This is a genomic window from Mesorhizobium captivum (assembly GCF_033977165.1).
In the GTDB taxonomy this organism is placed as follows: Bacteria; Pseudomonadota; Alphaproteobacteria; order Rhizobiales; family Rhizobiaceae; genus Mesorhizobium; species Mesorhizobium captivum.
The window spans coordinates 1-22028 of sequence record NZ_JAVIJB010000053.1 but is presented as its reverse complement, the minus strand read 5'-3'; the positions used below and the strand labels follow the sequence as shown (position 1 = coordinate 22028).

General features: G+C 63.0%; 19 protein-coding genes. 6 read left to right on the top strand and 13 right to left on the bottom strand.

The window, feature by feature from the left end; translation table 11 throughout:
* Positions 1-106: 106 nt before the first annotated feature.
* Both RFM40_RS29720 and RFM40_RS29715 read left to right on the top strand, forming a co-directional pair.
* Entirely contained in the window at positions 107-1093 is a 987-nt protein-coding gene (locus RFM40_RS29720) for a DMT family transporter (RefSeq protein ID WP_320229880.1), read from the top strand.
* Positions 1077-1961: a DUF1194 domain-containing protein gene (locus RFM40_RS29715; protein ID WP_320278763.1), complete on the top strand. Its 885-nt coding sequence runs from the start codon at positions 1077-1079 to the stop codon at positions 1959-1961. The genes RFM40_RS29720 and RFM40_RS29715 overlap by 17 nt, the downstream gene beginning before the upstream one ends.
* A gap of 78 nt (positions 1962-2039) precedes the next feature.
* Here the strand turns inward: RFM40_RS29715 and RFM40_RS29710 are convergent, their stop codons facing one another.
* From RFM40_RS29710 to RFM40_RS29690, 5 genes are all read right to left on the bottom strand, one after another.
* Positions 2040-4031, bottom strand: a complete 1992-nt coding sequence (locus RFM40_RS29710; RefSeq protein WP_320278762.1) for a glycoside hydrolase family 127 protein — start codon at positions 4029-4031, stop codon at positions 2040-2042.
* A 28-nt stretch (positions 4032-4059) separates the two neighbouring features.
* Positions 4060-4917 (bottom strand): carbohydrate ABC transporter permease, encoded by an 858-nt coding sequence (locus RFM40_RS29705; RefSeq protein WP_320276362.1) that lies wholly within the window; start codon positions 4915-4917, stop codon positions 4060-4062.
* Positions 4917-5843, bottom strand: a complete 927-nt coding sequence (locus tag RFM40_RS29700; RefSeq protein ID WP_320278761.1) for a carbohydrate ABC transporter permease — start codon at positions 5841-5843, stop codon at positions 4917-4919. Before RFM40_RS29700 ends, RFM40_RS29705 begins: the two co-directional genes overlap by 1 nt.
* A 183-nt stretch (positions 5844-6026) precedes the next feature.
* A complete protein-coding gene (locus tag RFM40_RS29695; protein WP_430691750.1) occupies positions 6027-7265 on the bottom strand; it encodes an ABC transporter substrate-binding protein in 1239 nt (412 codons plus the stop codon).
* A 90-nt stretch (positions 7266-7355) separates the two neighbouring features.
* A complete protein-coding gene (locus tag RFM40_RS29690) occupies positions 7356-8402 on the bottom strand; it encodes a LacI family DNA-binding transcriptional regulator (RefSeq protein ID WP_320278759.1) in 1047 nt (348 codons plus the stop codon).
* Positions 8403-8694: 292 nt separating this feature from the next.
* On the opposite strand from RFM40_RS29690, the gene RFM40_RS29685 reads away from it, so the two are divergent.
* Positions 8695-9618 carry a three-Cys-motif partner protein TcmP gene (locus RFM40_RS29685; protein ID WP_320278758.1) on the top strand — a complete coding sequence of 308 codons (924 nt, stop codon included), beginning with the start codon at positions 8695-8697 and terminating at the stop codon, positions 9616-9618.
* Here RFM40_RS29685 and RFM40_RS29680 read toward each other — a convergent pair.
* From RFM40_RS29680 to RFM40_RS29665, 4 genes are all read right to left on the bottom strand, one after another.
* Positions 9573-10319 (bottom strand): DUF5131 family protein, encoded by a 747-nt coding sequence (locus RFM40_RS29680; RefSeq protein WP_320278757.1) that lies wholly within the window; start codon positions 10317-10319, stop codon positions 9573-9575. The genes RFM40_RS29685 and RFM40_RS29680 overlap by 46 nt on opposite strands.
* A 143-nt stretch (positions 10320-10462) precedes the next feature.
* The gene (locus RFM40_RS29675) at positions 10463-11077 is read right to left on the bottom strand and encodes a hypothetical protein (protein ID WP_320278756.1); all 615 of its coding nucleotides are present in this window, start codon (positions 11075-11077) and stop codon (positions 10463-10465) included.
* Between the two features lie 30 nt (positions 11078-11107).
* Complete coding sequence (locus RFM40_RS29670) at positions 11108-11617, bottom strand: hypothetical protein (protein ID WP_320278755.1); 510 nt, start codon at positions 11615-11617, stop codon at positions 11108-11110.
* Positions 11618-11833: 216 nt separating this feature from the next.
* Positions 11834-12481, bottom strand: a complete 648-nt coding sequence (locus RFM40_RS29665; RefSeq protein WP_320278754.1) for a class I SAM-dependent methyltransferase — start codon at positions 12479-12481, stop codon at positions 11834-11836.
* A gap of 240 nt (positions 12482-12721) precedes the next feature.
* Between RFM40_RS29665 and RFM40_RS29660 the strand changes: the two genes are divergently transcribed.
* Positions 12722-13792, top strand: coding sequence for an aminopeptidase (locus tag RFM40_RS29660; protein ID WP_320278753.1), 1071 nt, complete (start codon positions 12722-12724; stop codon positions 13790-13792).
* On the opposite strand, the gene RFM40_RS29655 is transcribed toward RFM40_RS29660, so the two are convergent.
* The gene (locus tag RFM40_RS29655; protein WP_320278752.1) at positions 13787-14434 is read right to left on the bottom strand and encodes a class I SAM-dependent methyltransferase; all 648 of its coding nucleotides are present in this window, start codon (positions 14432-14434) and stop codon (positions 13787-13789) included. The two genes, RFM40_RS29660 and RFM40_RS29655, sit on opposite strands and share 6 nt — an antisense overlap.
* A gap of 369 nt (positions 14435-14803) precedes the next feature.
* On the opposite strand from RFM40_RS29655, the gene RFM40_RS29650 reads away from it, so the two are divergent.
* Together RFM40_RS29650 and RFM40_RS29645 are read left to right on the top strand one after the other, a co-directional pair.
* Positions 14804-16099: an outer membrane protein gene (locus tag RFM40_RS29650; protein WP_320278751.1), complete on the top strand. Its 1296-nt coding sequence runs from the start codon at positions 14804-14806 to the stop codon at positions 16097-16099.
* 182 nt (positions 16100-16281) lie between these two features.
* Positions 16282-16815, top strand: a complete 534-nt coding sequence (locus tag RFM40_RS29645) for a dihydrofolate reductase family protein (RefSeq protein WP_320278750.1) — start codon at positions 16282-16284, stop codon at positions 16813-16815.
* 41 nt (positions 16816-16856) lie between these two features.
* On the opposite strand, the gene RFM40_RS29640 is transcribed toward RFM40_RS29645, so the two are convergent.
* From RFM40_RS29640 to RFM40_RS29630, 3 genes are all read right to left on the bottom strand, one after another.
* Positions 16857-18197, bottom strand: coding sequence for an HlyD family type I secretion periplasmic adaptor subunit (locus RFM40_RS29640; protein ID WP_320278749.1), 1341 nt, complete (start codon positions 18195-18197; stop codon positions 16857-16859).
* A complete protein-coding gene (locus RFM40_RS29635) occupies positions 18194-19888 on the bottom strand; it encodes a type I secretion system permease/ATPase (protein ID WP_320278748.1) in 1695 nt (564 codons plus the stop codon). The genes RFM40_RS29640 and RFM40_RS29635 overlap by 4 nt, the downstream gene beginning before the upstream one ends.
* Positions 19889-19970: 82 nt before the next feature.
* Positions 19971-22028, bottom strand: a 2058-nt coding sequence (locus RFM40_RS29630) for an Ig-like domain-containing protein (RefSeq protein ID WP_320278747.1), incomplete at its 5' end; no start/stop codon positions are given.

Sequence of the window (22028 nt, the reverse complement as noted above, 5' to 3'; positions counted from 1 at the left end):
CCGCAGCCCCGCCCCCAAGCGCTGCCGTGACGATACATCAATTAGGCTTCGCTGAATTAGGGATGACTGAAACCTGCCACAGGTTTCCGGTCCGGGGGTGCGGCGGATGTCGAAGCTCACAGCCAACTTGTTGCTGCTGTTTGCCGCCGCGCTGTGGGGCTTCGGCAACGTGGCGCAAAAGACGGTGCTCGATCATCTCGATGCATTGAGCGCGGTTGGCCTGCGCTGTCTGATCGGTGGGCTGCTTGTGCTGCCGTTCATCTTGACTGAAAGGCGGCTGCCTGCCGGCGATGGCCATTTTTCCAGCCTCATCCGAGTGGTCGTGCTGTTTGCCGTCTCCATCATGCTGCAGCAGCTCTGCTACCTCGGCGCCACCGTCACCAATGCAAGTTTCCTGATAAGCACGGCAACAGTGATAACGCCGCTGGCCGCCTGGCTGCTCATGGGCGAACGTCCGACGACAGGTCTCATACTTGCCGCCGGATCGACCGTCGTCGGTTGCCTGTTTCTTTCAGGTGGGATTGCCGGTCTCGGCGGCGGCGACATCACCGCCCTCCTGTCGGCCGGCTCCTATGCGCTCTGGGCGGTCGAGCTCGAGCGGCACATGCAGACCCATGCCCGTCCCTTCACGGCAGCGGCCGCGCAGTTCCTCGCCGTCGCCGCGCTCGCGCTTCCGCTCGGGGCGATGCAAGGCAACCTGTCATTCGCGGCGGCTTCCGAGGCTGGCCCCGAACTGGTGGTGCTCGGGGTGTTCTCCACAGCCGTCGCTTTCGGCATACAGATTGCCGCCCTGCGCTTCACATCAGCCAGCCACGCCGCCGTGATCGTCAGCGCCGAAAGCGTCTTCGGCGCCATGGGCGCGGCGATCTTCCTCGGCGAACAGTGCTCGGCGGTGGGAGCGCTGGGCGCGGCGATCATCCTCGCTTCGATCCTGTCGGTCGCGATATCGACCCGAGCGCCGGTGCGCCTCGCCTCGCGACCCGACGCCGGCGCTTCCGACGCGGGAGCCCGCGCCTTTGCAGGTGCACCAGCCGGCTGGCGAACTCCTGCCACCGCCGCTCACGAGGAGGCGTTCCATGATCCTTGCCGGTGATGCGCCGCGCTCGTCCGCCAACCGAGACAAACCTGTTGTTGAGATGGAGGGTAGAATGTTCGAACGCCTTCAAAGCAAACCGGACTCGCGGCTTGATGCCGAGCCGGCAAAGCGCGCCCATTCCGCGCTGGGGCTGGCGGCGCTCGCCGCCTTGGCGCTGTGGGAACCAAGCGCAAATGCCGCGAATGTCGATAGCCCGATGCTGAACGTCGACGTCGCGGTCGTCTTCGCGGTGGACTTCTCCTCCTCAATCGATCCCAAGATTGCCGATCTGCAGCGCGAGGGCCATGCCGCGGCACTCACCGCGCCCGAGATCATCAGGGCCATCTCCCAGAATTACCTCGGCTGCATCGGCGTGGCCTATTTCGAATGGTCGAGTCCCGGCCACACGCGCACCGTATTGCCGTGGACCCGCATCTGCGGACTGGAGGACGCCAAGGCGGCCGCGTCGGTGATCAGGACGAACGGCGACACCGGCTATCTCCGTCGAGGCCGCGGCGGAACATCGGTCTCGGCGGCCATCGATGTCGGAAGCCTTCTGCTCGACCAATTTCCGGGCAACGCGATGAAGAAGGTGATCGACATCTCTGCCAACGGCGAGAACAATGACGGGCTGCCCGTTCAGCCGAGCCGGCAGAACGCCATTGCCAAGGGATACACGATCAACGCGATCGCCATTCCGACGGACGACGAGGACCCCGGGCAGCCGCTGGCGTCCTACTTTGCGCAGTCGGTTATCGGCGGCTCCCAGGCCTTCGTGATTTCGTCGGCGGGGCCGCGCGACTACATCACGGCGCTGCGCCGCAAGCTGGTGACGGAAGTCAGCATGAACGTGGACCCGCACATTGCGGCAACGGGCATTCAATAGGCCTGCACGGCCGCCTTTGATCGGGGTTGGTGCCGGCGCGCCGCATCGCGACCGATGCGGATGCAGCGCCGGCGGCCCTCACCCTTCCCTCAGCCAGACCAGCATCTCGCCGGGATCGCGATTGTCCCAGGCAAAATACGGGACCGCCTTGAGTTTCGTCTCCTCGGCGGCCGGCGGCTCGGGGCGGTAGAGATCGCTGCCCCAGTTTTCCGTCTCGGCCCTGCTGCCGATGGCCGAAAGCGTGACGATGCCGCCGAGCAGGTTCGGCTCGCGCTGTGCCTCCAACTTGGCCTCGCGCGGTAGTGCGATGCAGTGCAGCCCACCGCCATTGTCGGTTTCCTCGACGCAATAAATCAGCGGCCCGCGCGCGAGTGCGACGCGGCCGATGTCCTGGCGCACTTGCGGGTTGGCGAAGAGGCGGGCCATCGACATTTCGAGGTCGAGCTCGACCCGGTCGCCCCGGCGCCATTCGCGCCGGATCGCGGCGTAACCGTCGATGGTCACCGCTTCGAGGTTGACCATCTTGCCGTTCACCCGCAACGCCGCCTGGCGGCACCAGGCAGGCACGCGCAGGTAAAGCGTGAACGCAATCGGCGCCTCCGTCTCGACCTCGATCGCGACAGCGCCGTCCCAGGGATAGTTGCTTGTCTGGACGAGGCTGACGGGCCGGCCGGCGATCTCGAAGCGGGCCGTCGAGTCACCATAGAGATGGACCGCCAGCGCATCGTCGGCAAGGCCGTAGAAATAGCTGCCGATCGACGCCACCATGCGGCCGATATTGGGCGGGCAGCACGGGCAGCGATGCCACTTCCAGCGGTGGTGGCCGCCCCGGCTTTCCAGCGGGTTCTCGTAGAAGAACAGCGAGCCGTCGAGCGACAGACCCGAGATCGAGCCGTTGTAGAGCGACCGCTCCATCATGTCGGCGTAGCGGGCATTCGGCCCCATGCCGAGCATGCGGCTCGCCCAGAACACGAGCCCGACCGAGGCGCAGGTCTCGGCATAGGCGGTTTCGTTGGGCAGGTCGTAGTCGCTGGTGAAGCCTTCATTGTGCGCCGACGGCCCGAGGCCGCCGGTGACGTAGAGGCTCTTGGTCGTGAGATCGTCCCACAGCCGCTCGAGCGCCACTTTAAGCGTATCGTCGCCATATTCGGTGGCAATGTCGGCCATGCCGGAATAGAGGTACATCGCCCGCACCGCATGGCCGACCACCTTGTCCTGCTCGCGCACCGGCTTGTGCGACTGGTTGTATTCGTAAGTCTTGAAGTGATAGGCCTTCGGGTCGGCGCCGCGGGCACGGGCCTCCTCGTCGAAATAATGCGGCTGCTGGCCGCGCTGATCGATGAAGTATTTGGCCAGCTCCATGTATTTGTTCTCGCCGGTCGCTCGCGCCAGCTTCACCAGCGCCAGCTCGATCTCCTCATGGCCGCAATAGCCGTTCCGCTTGCCGGGCTCCGGGCCGAACATCGAGGCGATGTGGTCGGCATAGCGGCACATGATGTCGAGCAGCTTCCGCTTGCCGGTGGCCTGGTAATAGGCGACCGCGCCCTCGATCAGATGGCCGGCGCAATAGAGCTCGTGGCAGTCGCGCAGGTTCGTCCAGCGCAGGCCGGGCTGGATGCGCTGGTACCAGCTCGACAGATAGCCATCGGGCTGCTGCAGCCTGCCGTACATGTCGATGACGGCGTCGATCTTCTTCTCCAGGTCGGGATTGCGGCGGCGGTAGAGCGAATAGGCGGCGGCCTCGATGGTCTTGCCCCAGTCGGAATCCCAGAACATCTGCGTCGTCACTGTCGAGCCGGTGAACTCGGCGCCCTGCGCGTCGGCCTCGTCCGGCGACGGCGAATGGAAAGGAATGACGACGCCCGGCGACGGCCGGTCGGGATCGATCTGCTCCAGCATGCGCGCCTCGACGCAGCGGTCGTAAAGGATGCCGGCGGTCTTGCTAGCTACCGCATCGACGCGGTCGCCCCAGAAGCCGCGGACATCGACCTGCGGCACGGGAAGCGGCCGGAAGGCGAGCTTCGGCTTGGTCTCGGTCTTGCTCGACGTGGCGGGCTGCGATGCGGTCATCGATTTCACTCCATTCGAATGCGGCAAATTACTTGACGGCCCCGGCCATGAGGCCGCGGATGTAGAAGCGCTGCAGCGCCAGGAACAGGATCAGGCAGGGCACCATCATCACCGTGACGCCCGCCTGCACCGCGCCCCAGTCGATGGCGCCGAAGCGGCCGGACTGAAGCGCGGTCATCATCACCGGCAGGGTGAATTTGGACTGGTCGGTCATCAGCACCAGTGCCGCCAGGAACTCGTTCCAGGCGCCGAGGAAGGCGAACAGCGCGATGGTGACCACGCCCGGCCAGACCAGCGGCAGCATCACCTTGACCAGCATGGTGACGTTGTTGGCGCCGTCCATGCGCGCGGCCTCCTCGATCTCGCGCGGCACGGCGTCGAAGGCGTTGCGCATCATGAAGATCGAGAACGGCAGCTGCAGCGTGACGTAGACGCAGACCAGACCGGTCAGCGTGTTGTGCAGGCCAAGCCTGGTCAACACGAGAAAGATCGGCGTCAGGATCGACTGGAACGGGATCATGATCGTCGACAGGATGAGGATGAAGAAGAAATCCCGGAACGGGAAGCGGAAGCGCGAGAAGCCGTAACCGGCCAGCACGCTGACCAGCACGGACAGGATCACCGTCATCGCCGACACGTAGATGCTGTTCTGCGCCGAGGCCCAGAGCCCGTCGCCGAAGCTGTTCAGCGTCTGATAATTCTCGATCGAGAAGCCAGTGGTCGGCCAGGGCGGCAGCGGCGGCTGGCGCGCCTCCTGCGCCGGCTTGAAGGTCGACAGTACGGTCCACACGATCGGCGCCAGGAACAGCACCGAGGCGATCATGCCTGTGGAATGCCTTGCGAGGCTGAAGGCCGCCTTGCGGTTCTGCGACATCGCCTCGGCCATCAGTCGAGCCCCTCGGGTTTGCGCAGCAGCCAGAGCTGGACGAGGCTGAGCGCCACCAGGATGACCAACAGCACCATGGAGAGTGCCGCGCCGTAGCCGAGCTTGAACGACACGAAGGACTGGTTGAAGATCCAGTAGACGGCCGTCAGCGTCTGGTTGCGCGGGCCGCCGCGCAGGATGATGTAGAACTGGTCGAAGGCGAGGATCGAGCCCGCCACCGACAGGATCAGTGCCAGCGCCAGCGTGCGGCGCATCAGCGGCAAGGTGATCGCCCTGAAGCGGGCGAACGGCCCTGCCCCGTCGATGACGGCCGCCTCCTGCAAATCCTGCGGGATCGACTGCAAGCCGGTCATCAGGATGATCATGGTGAAGCCGGCGACCTTCCAGACCACCATGGCGATGATCGACCAGAAGGCCGGCTGGAAGGTGGCCAGAAGATTGACCTTCTTCCCGGTCAGGCCGAGGTCGAAGGCGGCCGGGCTGAACAGGCCGGAATCGACATTCAAGAGCCACGACCAGAGGAGGCTTGCGGAAGCAAAGCCCACCACCGCCGGCATGAAGAAGGCGGTGCGGTAGAGATTGGTGAGCGGACGCGGTCTTTCGATGAAGATCGCCAGCGGAAAGGCGACGGCGAAGATCGCGATGGTGACGATCACCGTGTAATAGGCGGTGAATTTGAGCGCGTTCCAGAACCGGGTGTCGCGCAGGATCGCAAAGTAATTGTCGAGGCCGATGAAGGCATGCTCGCCCATCAGCGGCCAGTTGTGCAGGGACATCCACGCCGTCATGCCGAGCGGGATGACGAAGAAGACGACGACGAAGGCGACGGCCGGCAGGACGTAGAGCAGGCCCACCCATTGCCGACGGCTGATGCCGACCAGCTTTCGGGCGCGGGCGGGGGCGGAGGTTGCGGTGATGGCGGTCATGCGTCTTCTTCCGTTGGGCGCGCCGTGGTTCCCCTCCCCCTTGAGGGGAGGGTCCGGCCGCAGGCCGGGGGTGGGGTCCTCGGTGAAGCGCGCCGACGGGGAGATAGCGTCGAGCACTTCGCGGGCGACCCCACCCGGACCTGCGGTCCGACCTCCCCTCAAGGGGGAGGTTAGGGCCGGCGTCTACTTGTTCGGCGCCTGGTCGATGATCGACTGCATGGTCTCTTGCGCGTTCGAAATTGCGCCGTCGACATCGTCGCCGAAGAACACCTCGTTGACCATCTGCGTCCACGGGCCGTTGGCGGAGTTGATCAGGTCGTTGAACACCACCGTATAGGGCGTCTTGCCCTTGGCCATCGCCTCGGCCGCCACCTGGTAGCGCGGGTCGAGGTCTTTCAGCGCATCCTTGGCAATGTCGCCGCGCACCGGCAGGCTGCCGTATTTGGCGAGGATCGTCTGGCCCTCCAGCGAATAGGCGAAGTCCAAGAACTCCTTCACTACGTCGATCTTCTTGGTGCCCTTGGTGACGACGAAATTATCGCCGCCGGCAAAGGACGACCAGCCGCCATCCTTGCCCGGCAGGAAGGTGATGCCGTAGTCGATGTCCGGATATTGCGTGTTGAGCGCGCCGATGGCGAAGGCGCCGGACGGCGAGAGGCCGATCTTGCCGCCGGCGAAGGCGGCGAAGAAGTTGGCGCCGGTGTCGGTCTGCGCGCCTTCGGGCACCAGGCCCTTCTTCACCATCGAGCGGTAGAGGTCGATCGCGCCGCGCAGCTGCGGGCTGTCGAGCGTCGCCTTCGAGCCGTCCTCGGAGAGGATGTCGCCGCCCGAGGCCCAGATCAGCGGCGTGAAGGTGAAGATGTTGCAGCCGCCGCAATTGCCGGAGAAGTAGAAGCCCTTGATGTCGCCGCCGAGCGCGTTGACCTTCTCGGCATCGGCTTCGATCTCGGCCCAGTTGGTCGGCCCCTTCTCGGGGTCGAGCCCGGCCTGCTTGAACAGCTTCTTGTTCCAGATCAGCACCGAACTGTCGGCCGAGAACGGCAGGCCGTAGATGCGACCCTTGTAGGTGCCGGTCTTCACATGCGCCGGCGAGAGGCTGGAAAAATAGGGCAAGGATTTCGCCCAGTCGGTGATGTCTTCCAACTGGCCGGCGGCGGCGAAGGACGGCGTGTAGATCAGGTCGAGCGACAGCGCATCGGGCGCGGTGCCGCCGGCGGCCGCGGCGCCATATTTCGGGATGATCTCGGCATTGGGGATGATGTCGAGCTTGATCTGGTCCATATGCGCCTTGTTGAAGGCGTCGACGATGCGCGGCATGAAGTTCGAGCCGTCGGCGCGCACCCAGATGTTGGCGGTCTCGGCGGATGCGCCCTGCAGGCCGCCGCCGATCACGGCCGCGGCAAGCGCCAGCTTGGCAAACATGGTTTTCACGGTATTCCTCCTCATGGTTCTCCTCCCTGTTCGGCCGCGCCGCCCGGCGGGTGCGGGCAGCTTGGCCTTGACTTTCACGTCTCAACCGCCCGGCGGACGGCCGCATGACTGACGCACCACCAGCCGGCACGGCAGTTTCCTTATGCCCGGCGCGGCCGGCTGGCCGCCCACGAGCGAAAGCAGCGCGAGCCCGGCCTCGCGGCCGAGCGTCGAAAGATTCATATCGACCGAGGTGAGCGGCGGGCGCGTCGCCTCGGCCACGATCTCCCAATTGTCGAAACCGATGACGCCGACATCGTCGGGCACGCCGATGCCGCGTTCGCGCAGCGCGTCGATGACGCCGCGCGCGATCTGATCGTTGCCGCAGAAGACGGCATCCGGCCTTTCTCTCCTACCCTCGAACAGTTTTGCGACCGCCTCGTGGCCCCAGCCTTCCGACCAGGCACCGAGCAGCGGCTCGCTCACTGGCAGGCCCTGTTCCTTGAGTACGTCTCGGTAGGCCTCAGCCCGCGTGTGCACCACCGCAAAACCCGCCGGGCCGCTGACATGAGCGATGCGGCGGCGCCCGAGCCGGCAGAAATGCTCGACGGCGAGCCGCGCGCCGCCGGCATCGTCGGAGACGAGCCCGACCGCGCCGGGATCCGGCTGGGTGAAGGCATAGACGACGGGCACGCGCAGGTTGGAGAGGTCGACCGGCAGATGGCGGTCGATGCGTTTGCCCGTGGCGATGATGCCGTCGACGCGCTTGTCGAGCATGGCTTCGACATGCAGCTGGCCGAGCCGCGTGTCGTCCTCGACATTGCAGAGGAACACCGACACGCCGTTGTCGACCAGCGCATCGGAGACGCCGGCCATCAGCGGCAGCGAGAAGCGGCCGTAAGTATCGTTGGTGAGCAGGCCGACGGTGAAGCTGCGCTTGCGCAACAGGCTCTGCGCCAGGTGGTTCGGCCGGAAGCCGAGCAGCCGCGCCGTCTCGCGGATGCGCTCGCGCGTCTCGGCCGTCATCCGCCCCTGCCCGTTCAGCGCCTTGGACGCCGTGGCGACACTGACGCCTGCCGCGGCCGCCACCTCGCGCAGCGTGACCGGCGGCTTGGCGGAAACTGGCGCTGGCTCGGCGTCGGAAGACATATTTCGAGGCGCATTCCTGAGTTGGGAAAAGGTTTTCTCTTATCGTCTTGCGCGAAGATGACGGGTGAGGTCAGCGGGCGCGAGGCGATTTGGGAAAAGGTTTTCTCAGAGGGAGATTAGGGGAAGGTGGGGAGGTTTGCAAGGGGTGCGATCGTTCGCTGCGAGTATCGTTTCTCCCAGCGTCGGTCAACGCATCACATTCAGTGCAAAGCTGCAACAGCTCTGACGTTGCACTCGGCATATAGACAGTCGTTTCAATCTGCGTAAGAATAGATGATGGCCAAGGGGGATCGTGCCATTGAAGGCGCATATATTTGGTGGGCCAGACACTTCCAAGAAGCTTCGCTGCTTGCAAGAATATTTGCGAGCGTTCGCGACGGCTTTGCAGGATCAGCAATTTGCCTGCATCTACATCGATGCTTTTGCCGGCTCAGGCACTCGAACAGAGGTCCGTCCGGGGCTCCCTCTTTTCGGAGGAGAACATGCACAGCCTGAAGAGGTGACCACGCCAGGTTCCGCAAGGATCGCGATCGAAGTCGACCCCCCGATGCATTCCATCGTGCTTATCGAACAAGACAGCTCTCGGTTTGCGGAGCTCCAGGCCCTGAAGGCTGAATACCCGGATCGCCAGATAATCCCTCGGCACGGTGACGCCAATGCGCTCGTTCAGCGCCTCTGTCGGCGCACCCATTGGCGCGGATCGGAGACCGTCGGTCGCGGAATTCGTGGCGTTATCTTTCTTGATCCCTACGGCATGGAAGTATCGTGGGACACCGTCCAAGCCATCGCAGAAACGCAAGCGTTGGACTGCTGGTATTTCTTCCCGCTTTCGGGCCTGTATCGAAACGCTCCCCATGACCCCGCAAAACTCGATGCGGGCAAGCAAGCGAACCTCGATCATGTGCTAGGGGCTACCGATTGGCGCGAGCGATGGTACGATCATCAGAGTGCGCCTCGCGATATGTTCGAAACAAGCGGGCAGGCTGTTCGTCGAGCAGACGTGGACGCCATTGAAGATTACGTGAAAGAGCGGTTGCAAACAGCCTTCAAAGGCGCGGTTCTTGACCCCGTTCGTCTCCATCATAAAAACGGGGCACCGCTGGCATCGCTGTTCTTCGCCGTTTCAAACGCTAGCCCGCCAGCAGTCGCCCTTGCGACGAGAATGGCATCTCATATCCTCAAATCTGGCAGATCATCCCAAAGCCGATCTCGGTAAACACGACCGGTCGCTTTTTTGTTCTTGCCGCCCCATTGCTTGAAGAAAAATGCCGCATCCGCATCGGTGCATCGATCGAATATCTCATCTACCCAACGCGTCTCTAGCGGCCTTGCATTCGGCCCACTTTCTCCCCCGACGATCGCCCAATGTATGTCCTTGAGGTTGGCGCCTGCGACAGACCCAATTAGAGGTTCAAATGAAACAAATCTCACTGCGGCCGGCACCTGCCGCAACTCGTCAAGCCGATGCAGGACACGGCTATCCTCGACACTAGTGCCGAGCCAGACGTTTGGCAGCTTTTTGAGAGCTGGAACGATTTCTATCATCCTGTCTGGTCGTTTCGTCAGAATTTGATACGTGTGGCGTGGCGTGGCAGCCATCACGCGCCACACCTCGCCGATGAACTCGATCGGCACGTCCGAATGAAACAGGTCGGACATCGAATTTACAAAGACGCGCCGCGGCTTCTTCCATCCCTCCGGTATGGACAGTGACGCGTGGTCGAGCCTGATCCTCCCGGTCCATTTTGCTCTACCGCCAGTTTTGCGCGTTAGGCCCGAATATTTGCGGGCACCCATGGCTTCCAATCGGGCGGCCATCCTCATGGCATAGCAATTCGAGCAGCCTGCGGTGAGAATTGTACATCCAGCGACAGGGTTCCAAGTCGCGTCCGTCCATTCGATAGAAGTGTCGGCCATGGAGCCATCCTGCTGCTTTTCCAGACAGATACTGGCACAAACAGTGTAAACGTCATTCTAAGGCTTTTTTTTTGGGGGTCACCGCTGAGCCTTGCGCCAACCCGCCGCCAGGGCCTCTTCCTCGCTGCAAAACCGGCGTTCGCTCAGAGCTTGCACGCCACCTGTTGCTCGGCTCCGGCCTGAAGGGTGCCTTTCCAGAGGCAATCTTGGCGCGAGGCACGAGTGACGCGAACAACTACGTCGCCGACATCAACGCGGTACTTTCCCTTGTCGGTTGTCCGAACGCGCTCCCCGTTGATTTCGACAAGATAGTCGACCGGCGGAACAGGATCGACGACCACGGTAATACTGGGCAGCCGCTCCAGTTGAAGCGAGATCAACTCGGGTTTGAGCGTGCTGGCAACCGTTGCAAACTGGTTGGAATCATCCCAGGCAAATCGCACTTCACCAGTCGACCACTTAGCAATCACCCCTTGTGACTTGACGGAGAAGTAGCCTGCATCCTTGATCGCTAGAGCGACCTTCGAAGTGTCATCGTGGTTGATACCTGCATAGGTCGCTGTGGAACTGAAATCCGTTGCAATGGCCTTCAGAGCGGCTTTGTGCGCGGATGAAGTGACCACCTCGCCGCTCTTTGTCTCCCACGCTGTTATCTGGACCTCGTAATTGAATTCCTGGATCACGCCTTGCGCCCGAGCCACGGGCGCGAGCCATCCCAGCACGAGGCAAGCTGCTACAATACAGTTTGCTCTTGTCATCGCCGTGTCTCCTCACCCTTACACAGCAGTTCAGGCATGCGTACCTCCACCGGTCGCCGGCGCTTCTCCAACCCGCTGCAATGCGATAGAAACGACGAGAACGCCAATGAGTACTATTCCGAGCATGAAGAACTCATAGCTGGTCGAGTATCGGTACTGAAGGAAATCGGCATCGATCTTTTCCCAGCACTCATTGAACCATAGATTCGCTACCCCGGCCTTCCACCAGATGCCGTAAAGTATCGCCTGTGCTAAACAGATGATTGATCCGGCCAAGAACGTGACGTTCCATGGAGTCATCCGCAAACTGCCCTGCGGCCCAATCATAAGCGCAGCGCCTAGTCCAATTAGGCCTGCCGCAAGAGTAAGTCCAAGCTGAATAATGCTATCAAGAAATTCGACCGTCTTCTGATACTGCTCGCTCGGAACTGTCGTATCACAAACACCCACGTGCATCGCCGGCACTTCGAGAAGGCGCGACAGTGAATAGATGACGATTGACCCTCCGACTATAACGGTCACGCCCCATTTGCGGTTCATTCTCCCTCCCGCCTCAAGGGCCCGTTCCAATATCTACTGGCAAGCCTACTTCCACCGTTGCTAAGTATTATCAAATTTTATTGCTTTCATCTAACCTGTCACCGATAACGGCGCAACAAAGATTCTCGCGGATCGCACGTCAATTCGCCTTAGATACCGCTCAGGTGTACGAACGCCACTCGCCCGGCTCTTCCTTTGGGCGCGAGTGAAACTCGCCTACAGCTTCCTAAAGAACCCAGACAAAATATTCGGGCCCGCTTCGCCGGGCCGCAGCCTGATGCCGTCCTCGAAGCAGTTCAGCGTCACGCATTCGAAGCCGCTGTGCGCGAGCAGCGCCACCAGCGAGTCACGGTCGAAGTGGTGCAGGTGCTCGTTGGGGAGACGCATGCGCCATGTGCGAAACCAGGCGTCGCCGTCGGCGACTAGCTCACGCCAACGGCAATAGGGGACGGCGACGGCCAGGTGCCTGGTCTTGAGGCGGCCGAGGAAACCCAGATCCGGGATGTGTTCGAGCACGTCGAATATGGCGACGAGATCCCACGAACCGGCGAGCGCCTCGTCCCAACCGACAAAGCGGACGCCCGTGGGCAGCGGAAACTCGGCGATGTCGCAGCCGGCGCAGTCGGCGACCCCGGTTGTCTTCGCGGCCTCGATGAACGTGCCGGTGCCGTATCCAATCTCCGGCACCGAGCGGGGAATCTCGCCGGTTAATCCCAACACCCAGCCAAGCCGCTGATAGCCGAGCTTGATGGTCCGGTCGCTCAGGTCCTCGTAATAGGAAATATACTTTTTGTCGTACTTGATCGGCGTGAAGTCGATCTGGTGGATCACGCCAAATCGGTCCACCTCGTAATTGTCCAACATTTGCCAGCGCCCTCCGGGTTCCGAAATCCTTACAGGGCGGAGCTGAACGCAGCGTAACTGGCCGGCCCGGCTCGCCGACGGCACCGCATTTGCCAATCCAGCCAAAGTCGAAAAGTCCGACCCGCTGCACCCTGCGCATCTTGACGAAAATCGGTGCGCCTGTTTGAGATCGGGATCGAGGCATTTGCTCCATGGGGGAGATGAGCAAGCAGTGGGCAAACTGTGAAGCACGTTCTTCGAATGTTTGCCGCGGCGATCATGGCGTCCGGGGTGACCGGCTGCACCAGCATTTCCTACTACGCGCAGTCGCTGGAGGGTCACGTTGAGATCATGGCCGCGCGGAAAAATGTCGGAAAACTGATCCATGATCCTTCGACGCCCGCGGCGCTGCGCAGCAAGCTGACGTCGGCGAGCGCCATACGACGGTTTGCGACAGATGAACTGGCGCTGCCCGAAAACAACAGCTACCGCAGCTATGTCGATATCCGTCGCGACGCTGTGACCTGGGCGGTTTTTGCCGCGCCGCAATTCTCGCTGACGCCGCGAACATGGTGCTTTCCGGTCTTCGGCTGCGTTCCGTACCGGGGTTACTTTACTCGGAAATCTGCGACTGAAAGCGCTGTCGAACTTCATAGGCAGGGGCTGGACGTCTATGTCTCAGGCGTCACCGCATATTCCACGCTGGGCTGGTCAAGCGACCCGCTGCTAAGCACCATGCTGCGTCAGGACGACACCTATCTCGCAAGCCTTGTCTTTCATGAACTGGCGCATCAGCGCCTCTACGTGAATGATGACTCTGCATTCAATGAGGCTTTCGCGGTCGCCGTCGAAACCACCGGCACAAGGAAATGGCTGCGCGCCACTGGCGATCGCGCCGCATTGCGCCGCTACGAAGCCAACCGCAAGCGCAGCGCCGATTTTCTCGGACTGATATCGAAAACCCGGGACGAGTTGAGGCAGGTTTATGGAAGTCCCCGTAACCCGCAGCAGATGGCGGCTGCCAAAGCAGCCGCCATCGACAAGCTGCGGATGCGCTACTGGCAAATGCGCGACAAGCGCTGGGCCGGATACCGGGGATACGACGCCTGGTTCGATGCCCCGATCAACAACGCAAAGCTCGCCGCGACTGCTGTCTACGGCGAACAGGTTCCAGCGTTTCTTCGCTTGTTCGACCTGTGTTCCGGCGATTATCCAAGGTTCTACGCTTCTGTTCGACGGATCGCGGATTTGCCCAAACCTTCCCGAGCCAAAGCGCTCGAGGTTGCGGGTACGTGTGAACAGGCACGGAGGCCGATGGAAACCGGCCTATAGCTTTCTAAAAAAGCCGGACAGAATGTTCGGACCCGCTTCGCCGGGCCGCAGCCTGATGCCGTCCTCGAAGCAGTTCAGCGTCACGCACTCGAAGCCGTTGTGGGCGAGCAGCGCCACCAGCGAGTCACGATCGAAGTGGTGCAAGTGCTCGTTGGGGAGGCGCATGCGCCACGTGCGGAACCACGCGTCGCCGTCGGCGCCAAGCTCGCGCCAACGGCAATAAGGGACGGCGACGGCCAGGTGCCGGGTCTGAAGGCGCCCGAGGAAACTCAGATCCGGGATGTGTTCGAGCACGTCGAACATGGCGACGAGATCCCACGAGCTGGCGAGCGCCTCATCCCAATCGACAAAGCGGACACCCTTGGGCAGCGGAAACTCGGCGATGTCACAGCCGGCGCAATCGGCGACCCCGGTTATCTTCGCCGCTTCGATGAATGTGCCGGTGCCGTATCCAATCTCCAGCACTGAGCGAGGAATCTCGCCGGTTACTCCCAGCGCCCAGCCAAGCCGCTGATAGCCGAGCTTGATGGTCCGGTCGCTCAGGTCCTCGTAATAGGAAATGTATTTTTTGTCGTACTTGATCGGCGTGAAGTCGATCTGGTGGATCACGCCAAATCGGTCCACCTCGTAGTTGTCCAACATTTGCCTGCTGCCCTCCGGATTCGGAAATCGTTACATGGCGGAGTTGAACGCAGCGTAACTGGCGGGGGCCGGCTCGCAAACTCCGGCATGCGGCGAGATCTTTCGCGCGTGGAAAGCGCTGCAGATCTGCCTCTTCGAGGATGAGCGAGCATGCCCGCGAGTCGCAATTTGCTGCGGCCGGTTCAGCTACAACCGAGCGGCAAGGCCAGCCGCGGTGGCTTTCCACAGCCGACCTGACTTTTTCTGGGAGCATCTCCCGGATCTGCCTGTCGTTGCGGCAGTTTGCCTATTGGTGTGGCATTTCTGCAACCACTAGTTTAGACAACCCCTGCTAGAAAGCGCCCGGGTTCATAAAGGGGCTACGGGGCTATGCTTACGCGCTTTTCAGCGAAATCTATTCTTTTGGGCGCCGTTTCGGCGGTTGCTTTGGTGTCCGCCGCTCATGCCGCAGACGTCGTGCAGCCGGTCGAGGCGTACGGCTTCAACTGGAGCGATCTCTATGTCGGCTTCGGTGTCGGCGCCGGCGCCAATGTGCATGAGATCAGCAGCGATTTCATTCCGGGCATTTCACTCAACGGCATCGGCGGCGAAGGCATCTATGGCGAAGCGACCGTCGGCTACGACTACATGGTCTCGCAGCGCTTCCTGCTGGGCGCCCTGCTCGACGCTCATGTCGGCACCATCAAGACCTCGCTCGATGCGTTCGGCCTCAACGCCGACGTCAAGGAGACCTACGGCTTCGACGTCGGCGTGCGTGCCGGCTATCTCTTGACGCCGAGCACGCTGGGCTACGTGCTGGGCGGCTATGCCTGGCAGAAGTACAAGCTCGACACCAACGCCGGCTTCGGCATGGACTGGGATCAGGGCGGCTATTTCGTCGGCGCCGGTGTCGAAACCGCCATCAACGCCAACTGGACGCTCAAGGGCGAATACCGCTACACGCGCTTCAGCACCACGGACGATTTGCTTTCGCAGTTCGGCGCGCCGGATGGCGCGCTCAACCTCGACACCTCGCGCCATACCTTCCAGGTTGCCGCCAGCTACCGCTTCAACGCCGGCAATGGCGGCGGCACGAGCTTCGAGACGCCGACCTATAATTGGACCGGCTTCTATGTCGGCGGCGGGCTCGGCGCCGGAGCGTCCGTGCACCAGATCGATGTCCCGCCGGCCGGCGTCGAGTTCAACGGACTGGGCGGCGAAGGCGTGTTCGGCGAGGCAAGCCTCGGCTACGACCAGGACTTCGGCAGCTGGGTGGCGGGCATCATGGTCGACGCGCGCTATTCCGGCATGACCTCGGAGCTCGACCTCGGCGGCGGCCAGATCAACCTCGATACCGACTATGGCTTCGACGTGCTCGGCCGCGTCGGCATGAAGGTCAACGAAGCGACGCTGGCCTATGCGCTGGCCGGCTACAGCTGGCAGCATTTCGATCTCAACGCCTCCGACCCGATCGGCGACATCATCGACTGGGGATCGAGCGGCTTCTCCGTCGGCGGCGGCCTCGAAACGGCCGTGTCGGACAAGATGACGGTCGGCATCGAATACCGTTATTCGCAGTTCGAGAAGCACGACTTCTCGGCGGATCTCGGCGCGCCGGACGGCAGCATCACCTCGACGCCGTCCTTCCACACGGTGCGGATCGACGCCAAGTACAAGTTCAATTAAGCCCTCCAGGCAAAACCTCGGAAAGCCCTCCACCGGCGGGCTTTTTTCTTTTCAGCCGCGCCATCTGTCGCCCGTCCGCGCCTCACCCTATGTTTCGGCAGCAGCCGCCCGTGACACTCGCTGGGAGGAGAGCATGCGCAGTTCTCGCTGCGGGTGGGTTGCGTCCGACAAGGGAGAAGATCATGAGGAAGCTCATCGTCACCGAGTTCATCAGCGTCGACGGCATCGCCGAGGTCGAGAAGCTGCCGAACGTCACCTGGAACGACGAGATGAACAAGTTCAAGGAGGACGAGCTTGCCGACAGCGGCGCCATGCTTCTCGGCCGCACGACCTACGAGATCTTTGCCGGCTCATGGCCTAAGGAAACCGGCGACTTCGCCGACCGCTTCAACGCGCTGCCGAAATATGTCGTCTCGACTAGGCTGAAGGCGCTCGACTGGCAGCCGGCCGAGCTGCTTGGAGGCCCCCTGCCCGACGCCGTTGCCAAACTGAGGCAAGGAAGCGGTGGCAACATCTATGTGCACGGCAGCTTGAGCATCGCCAGGCAGCTTCTCAGCCACGGCCTCGTCGACCGCCTCCGGCTGCTGGTCTACCCCGGCGCCGTCGGCCAGGGCAAGCCGCTTTTCCCGACCGAGAAGCCGCTTGCGCTGGAGCTGATTTCAGCCGTGCCGTTCAGCAATGGCTTGGTGGCGCTGGAGTATCGGCCGGGAAAGTGAGAGATGCACGCTGACGCCCAATCCGGTTGGTCGGCCGCCCCTCACTTCTGCCGGAACGCAGTGTGCAGCGACGTCGTCAGCGGGCCGAGAATATAGTCCAGTGCGGTGCGTTCCTCGGTCACGATCATGACGGACGCCGGCATGCCGGGATAAAGCTGGATCTGCGGGGCGGCGGCGAGTTCCTCCGCGTCCACCGCAATGTCGGCGACATAATAGGGAAAGCCGGTCTTGGCATCGGTGACGCGGTCGGCCGAGATACGGGTGACGCGGCCGTGGATGACCGGCGTCGCGCGCTGCTTGTAGGACGTGAAGCGCACTTCGGCCGTCATATCGGCGCGCAGGCTGGATATGTCCTCGACCTTGACCTGCGCCTGGACGATCAGCGAATTCCTGGCCGGCACGATGTCGAGGATGGTCTGGCCGGGGGAAACAACCGCGCCGGTGGAAAAGACCGTGAGATCCATCACCTGGCCGTCATAGGGCGCGCGCACTTCGGCACGGTCCACGGTTGCCTGTGCGGCAAACATCTTCGGCACCAGATCGGCGAGGTTGGACTGGGTGTCGATCAGCATGGCTGAGAGTTTTGCGCGACGCTCGTTGGTGAGCTGCGCGATCTGGCTCTCGAGCTCGGCCTTGCTCTGGCGGTTTCCCGCGATTTCGCCGAGGGCCTGGTCGATGAGGCCCTGCAGGTCGGACGCCGAGCGGTCAAGCTCAAGGATACGCGGCTTGGTTGTCAGCCCGGCTTTCAGAAGCTTGTTGAGACCTGCCTTTTCATCCACGGTCGATTTGAGCTGGGCGCGAAAGGATTCGACGCGCGCCTGCTTGCCGTCGATCTGCTCGTCGAGCTCGGCGATCCGCTTCTGCAGGATCTGCCTGGCGCCGGCCATGGAAGCGCGCTGGCTTTCGAGGTCGGCAATCTGGTTGGCCATCGCGTCCTGCAAATAGGCCTGGTGCTCGGCGGTGATGTCCTTCGGAAAGGCGACCGCCTCATGGCCGTCGAGCTCGGCGCGGATGCGGGCATCGGTGGCGCGCAGCAGCGCATATTGCTGCGAATAGAGGTTGAATTCGGAACGGGCGCGGGTGTCGTCGAGCACGACCAGCACATCGCCGGCTTTGACCATGTCGCCGTCCTTGACCCGGATTTCCTTCACCGTGCCGCCGTCGAAATGCTGGACGCTCTTGCGGTTGCCCTCGACCTTCACCACCGCGTCGGCAAGCACCGCTCCGTTGAGCGGCGCGAGAGCCGCCCAACCGCCGAACACGCCGAAGAAGAGCACGATGATAAGCGCGCCGACCCAGACCGGTCCCCGGATCGAATCCGGGTTGGCGCCCCCGCCGTCGGCGCCCGAGAGGCTGCGATAGGTGGCGGCAACGTCGGTCATTGGGTCGCCACCGCGATGGGTGCGGCGCGCTGGTTGAGCAGCGCCACGATCTCGTTTCGCATGCCGAAGGCTTCGACCGCACCGTCCCGCAAGAGCAGGATCTTGTCGACATTGGCTAAGGTCGAGGGCCGATGCGAGACGATGATCACCGTGCTGCCGCGGCGCTTGAGCTCCAGCGCGCATTCGCTGAGCGCGCGGTCGCCGTCGGCATCGAGATTGGAGCTTGGCTCGTCGAGCACGATGAGGTTCGGCATGCCGAACACGGCGCGGGCCAGCGCGATGCGCTGCCGATAGCCGCCGGACAGCACCGCGCCGCCCTCGCCGATCTGCGTCTCGTAGCCTTGCGGCAGGCGGATGATCATCTCATGCACGCCGGCGAGCCGGGCGGCCTCGATCACCTCGCGGTCGACGTCGGTCTTGAAGCGGCCGATGTTGGCCGCGACCGTATCCGAAAACAGCTCGATGTCCTGCGGCAGGTAGCCGATATGGTCGCCGAGCGACTCCCGCCCCCATTGCGTGAGGTCGGCGCCGTCGAGCCGCACCGTGCCGCGGCTCGGCTTCATGATGCCGGCGAGATGACGGGCGAGCGTCGACTTGCCGGCGCCGGATGGACCGACGATGCCGAGCGCCTCGCCGGCATCGAGCCGGAAGGAGACGTCGCGCAGCAGCACCTTCTGCAGGCTGGGAATGGCGAAGCTGAGCTGCTCGACGGCAATCTTGCCGGTGGGCTTCGGCAGGTTGAACGAGCGCTCGCCCTGCGCGCCGCCGTCAAGCAGCTTCTCGACCCTTGCAAGGGCGGCCCGCGCCAGGATCAGGCCGCGCCAGAGGCCGACGATCTGCTCGATCGGCTGCAACCCCCTGCCCAGCAGCAGGCTCGCCGCGAACATCGCGCCGCCGGTGATCTGCCGCTCGATGACCAGGTACGCGCCGAGGCCGAGGATCAGCGACTGCATGGTGAGGCGCAGGAAGCGGATCAGGCCCGACATCAGCGCGGCGCGGTCGCTGGCCTGCCCCTGCTGCCGGAGCGCCAGGCCGCGGTCGCGCCCCCAGCGGCGCACGAGGCCCTCGAGCATTCCCATGGCGCGAACGACTTCCGCGTTCCTGAGGCTCATCTCGGTGAAATTGTAGTTGGCCGTGGCGAGGTCGTTGGCCTGCTTGAGCGGTGCCCGGACCATGTATTCGTTGAGCACCGCCATTGCGATGAGAAGCAGCGAGGAGGCAAGCGCGAAGAAGCCCAGCCATGGATGCAAGAGGAAGATGATGCCGATGTAGATGGGCGACCATGGCAGGTCGAACAGCGCGTGGATGCCGCTGCCGGTGATCACCTGGCGGAACGTGTCGAAATCCCGTATCGGCTGGCTTTGCGCGGCGCCCTGCGACGGCGTCTCGACCGATGCGGCCAGGATTTTTGCCGAGAGCAGCCGGTCGAGCCGCGCGCTGGCCCGCGTCAGGATCGCGGCGCGGACAAGGTCGAGACCCGCCAGCGCCAGGAAGGCCGCGAGCAGCACCAGGGTGAGCATCACCAAAGTGGTCTCGCTGCCGCTGGTGACCACACGATCGTAGATCTGCAGCATGTAGAGCGGGGATGCGAGGTAAAGCAGATTGATCGCCAGGCTGAACACCGCCGCGAAGAGGAAATAGCGGCGGCAGGCGCGAAGCGCATCCCTCACAATTCTAGACTTGCCGTTCAATTCCAGAACCCCACTCGATACTCGTCAGGTCGTCGCTCTTCAGGCGCGTGAGCCGCCGGACACCGGCGGCTCACGCATTGCTTCAAACGAACTCGCTCGTTCCGCTGGCCACGCCCGTCAGCGAGAATTCCGCCGGATTGTAGGTGACGACGGTATGGCCCTCGCCGTCATCCGCAAGTTTGAAGCCGTTAGCATCATAGGTGCCGAGCAGATGCAGCGTCGCATTGTGCGCGCCGTCCGAGACCGTCAGCGTGCCGCCGCTGCCGTCCTGGTTCGCCTGGTAAACGGCCGTCGTGCCGGCGCCGAACGAGATATCGTTGAGGTCCAGCTTGTCGTCATTGGTGATGCCGCCGATCAGCCCGCTGTAGTCGAAGGAATCGTCTAGCTCCAGCGTGCCGGCCGCATCATGGGCGAAGGTGACATCCGTCGACGATGCGCCGCCGAATTCCAGCTTCGACAGATTGCCGATCGTGGCATCGCCCTCGCCGGTGACCGCGCCGTGGATGGCAATGTTGCCGCCATTGGCCCACAGCATGCCGGAATTCTCGACCCCGCCGGCAACGACCAGGCCACCCGAGCCGGTCGCTTCCAGCGTGCCGGAATTGGCGACGACGCTGCCGCCGGTGTCAATGATCAGGGCATTCGAACCGGAGGCGATGATGGTGCCCCTGTTGTCGAGGCCGAGCATGCCATCGCCCAGCTGACCGGCGCCCGAGATCGTGTTGTCGACATTGGTCAGGGTGACGTCGAGACCGGTACCGGAAATGATATTGAAAGCGCTGTCGGAGAGCTCGACCTGCCCGCCGCCCTGCAGCGTCACACCGTGCTGAATGACCTGCAGCAGGGTTTCGCTGCCGGTCGAGTTCAGCGAGATTGTGCCGCTGTTATTGACCGTGCCGCTCAGCGGCAACAGCGCGCCGTCGCTAAGCGTCATGGCACCAGGATTGTTGACCACCGGCGTCTGGTCGAAGACGAAATTGCCGGCTCCCAGCGTCGAGGAATGCACGCCGTCGAGCGTGATCGACTGGCCGTCAGCAAGCGTGATCACCGCATTGCCATTGGCGTCGTCGGCGGTATGCGCCTGTACGTCGGCGAAGCTCTGGAAGCCGGAATAGCCGATGAGGTCGATCTGGTCGGCCGCCGCATCGAAGCTGTGCACGGTATCGTTGCCGATCGGCTGCGAGAAGACGAACAGATCGTTGCCGCTGGAGCCGGTGAGCACGTCGTCGCCCGACCAGGCGAAGATCGGCGAACCCGGGGCATAGGCCTCGACATTGTCGGCGATCGATGCGCTTCCCGTCGTGCCGTCGGCGTTGGTCCAGGTCATCGAGACATCGAGCACCACCGCGCCGGCGAAACTGGCCGGCGTGGTGACGGTCAGCTCGTGGACGGCGTTGGTCTGCACCGTCCAGGACCCGTCGGCGTTCTGCGTGGCGCCATCGATCGTCCAGCCCGACGGTACGTCCTTCACCGTGACGGTGACGGTTTGGCCGTCGGAGAGGTCGGTCAGCGCGAGGTTGATCGGCTCGCCGGCGGTGCCGGCGGGCAGATTGAAAGCCGGGGTGCCTATTCCAGGATTTCCAGCCAAGTCGGTCCAAGATGATGTCCCGGTGCCGCTAGACAGAACCTGTACGGTATGCGCGCCACCGCCAACTGGCTTTGTGACATCCAAGGTGTAGATGTCATGTCCGGTACCATCGACGCCGACATGGATGAAGGTCCCGGCCGTCGCGGTTGCTCCTACGAGCACTATGTCATTAAGGTCGAAGCCCGAAACGGCTTCGCTGAAGGTAAAGGTGATTGTCTGCTTGGCACCGCTGTTGTTGTGCGAAATCACGACTGTCGGAGCCGTGGTATCGCCGCCTGTGTCGATGCTGACCGTGTCGGAGCCAGCACTACCGGTATTGCCAACCGCGTCAGTGTAAGAGGCGGCCGCCACAGATACGGACCCCGTCGCAGTAATCCCGTCGGTCGCTGTGAAGGTGGCGTGGTAGGTGGTTGCGGTATCCTGCGTGAAGCCGCTGATGGTGCCGTGCGTGGCGGTGATGTCGCTCGCATCGAAGCCGACCGGCACCTCCGAGAAGGTGAAGGTGACGACCGAGCTGTTGTCGCCGTCGCTCAGCGCGCCGTCGACGATGTC

Excerpts from the sequence above, each read along its gene's own strand:
- RFM40_RS29720 (WP_320229880.1), top strand. The coding sequence starts at position 107 with ATGTCGAAGCTCACAGCCAACTTGTTGCTGCTGTTTGCCGCCGCGCTG.
- RFM40_RS29715 (WP_320278763.1), top strand. The coding sequence starts at position 1,077 with ATGATCCTTGCCGGTGATGCGCCGCGCTCGTCCGCCAACCGAGACAAA.
- RFM40_RS29710 (WP_320278762.1), bottom strand. The coding sequence starts at position 4,031 with ATGACCGCATCGCAGCCCGCCACGTCGAGCAAGACCGAGACCAAGCCG.
- RFM40_RS29705 (WP_320276362.1), bottom strand. The coding sequence starts at position 4,917 with ATGGCCGAGGCGATGTCGCAGAACCGCAAGGCGGCCTTCAGCCTCGCA.
- RFM40_RS29700 (WP_320278761.1), bottom strand. The coding sequence starts at position 5,843 with ATGACCGCCATCACCGCAACCTCCGCCCCCGCCCGCGCCCGAAAGCTG.
- RFM40_RS29695 (WP_430691750.1), bottom strand. The coding sequence starts at position 7,265 with ATGTTTGCCAAGCTGGCGCTTGCCGCGGCCGTGATCGGCGGCGGCCTG.
- RFM40_RS29690 (WP_320278759.1), bottom strand. The coding sequence starts at position 8,402 with ATGTCTTCCGACGCCGAGCCAGCGCCAGTTTCCGCCAAGCCGCCGGTC.
- RFM40_RS29680 (WP_320278757.1), bottom strand. The coding sequence starts at position 10,319 with ATGGCCGACACTTCTATCGAATGGACGGACGCGACTTGGAACCCTGTC.
- RFM40_RS29675 (WP_320278756.1), bottom strand. The coding sequence starts at position 11,077 with ATGACAAGAGCAAACTGTATTGTAGCAGCTTGCCTCGTGCTGGGATGG.
- RFM40_RS29670 (WP_320278755.1), bottom strand. The coding sequence starts at position 11,617 with ATGAACCGCAAATGGGGCGTGACCGTTATAGTCGGAGGGTCAATCGTC.
- RFM40_RS29665 (WP_320278754.1), bottom strand. The coding sequence starts at position 12,481 with ATGTTGGACAATTACGAGGTGGACCGATTTGGCGTGATCCACCAGATC.
- RFM40_RS29660 (WP_320278753.1), top strand. The coding sequence starts at position 12,722 with ATGTTTGCCGCGGCGATCATGGCGTCCGGGGTGACCGGCTGCACCAGC.
- RFM40_RS29655 (WP_320278752.1), bottom strand. The coding sequence starts at position 14,434 with ATGTTGGACAACTACGAGGTGGACCGATTTGGCGTGATCCACCAGATC.
- RFM40_RS29650 (WP_320278751.1), top strand. The coding sequence starts at position 14,804 with ATGCTTACGCGCTTTTCAGCGAAATCTATTCTTTTGGGCGCCGTTTCG.
- RFM40_RS29645 (WP_320278750.1), top strand. The coding sequence starts at position 16,282 with ATGAGGAAGCTCATCGTCACCGAGTTCATCAGCGTCGACGGCATCGCC.
- RFM40_RS29640 (WP_320278749.1), bottom strand. The coding sequence starts at position 18,197 with ATGACCGACGTTGCCGCCACCTATCGCAGCCTCTCGGGCGCCGACGGC.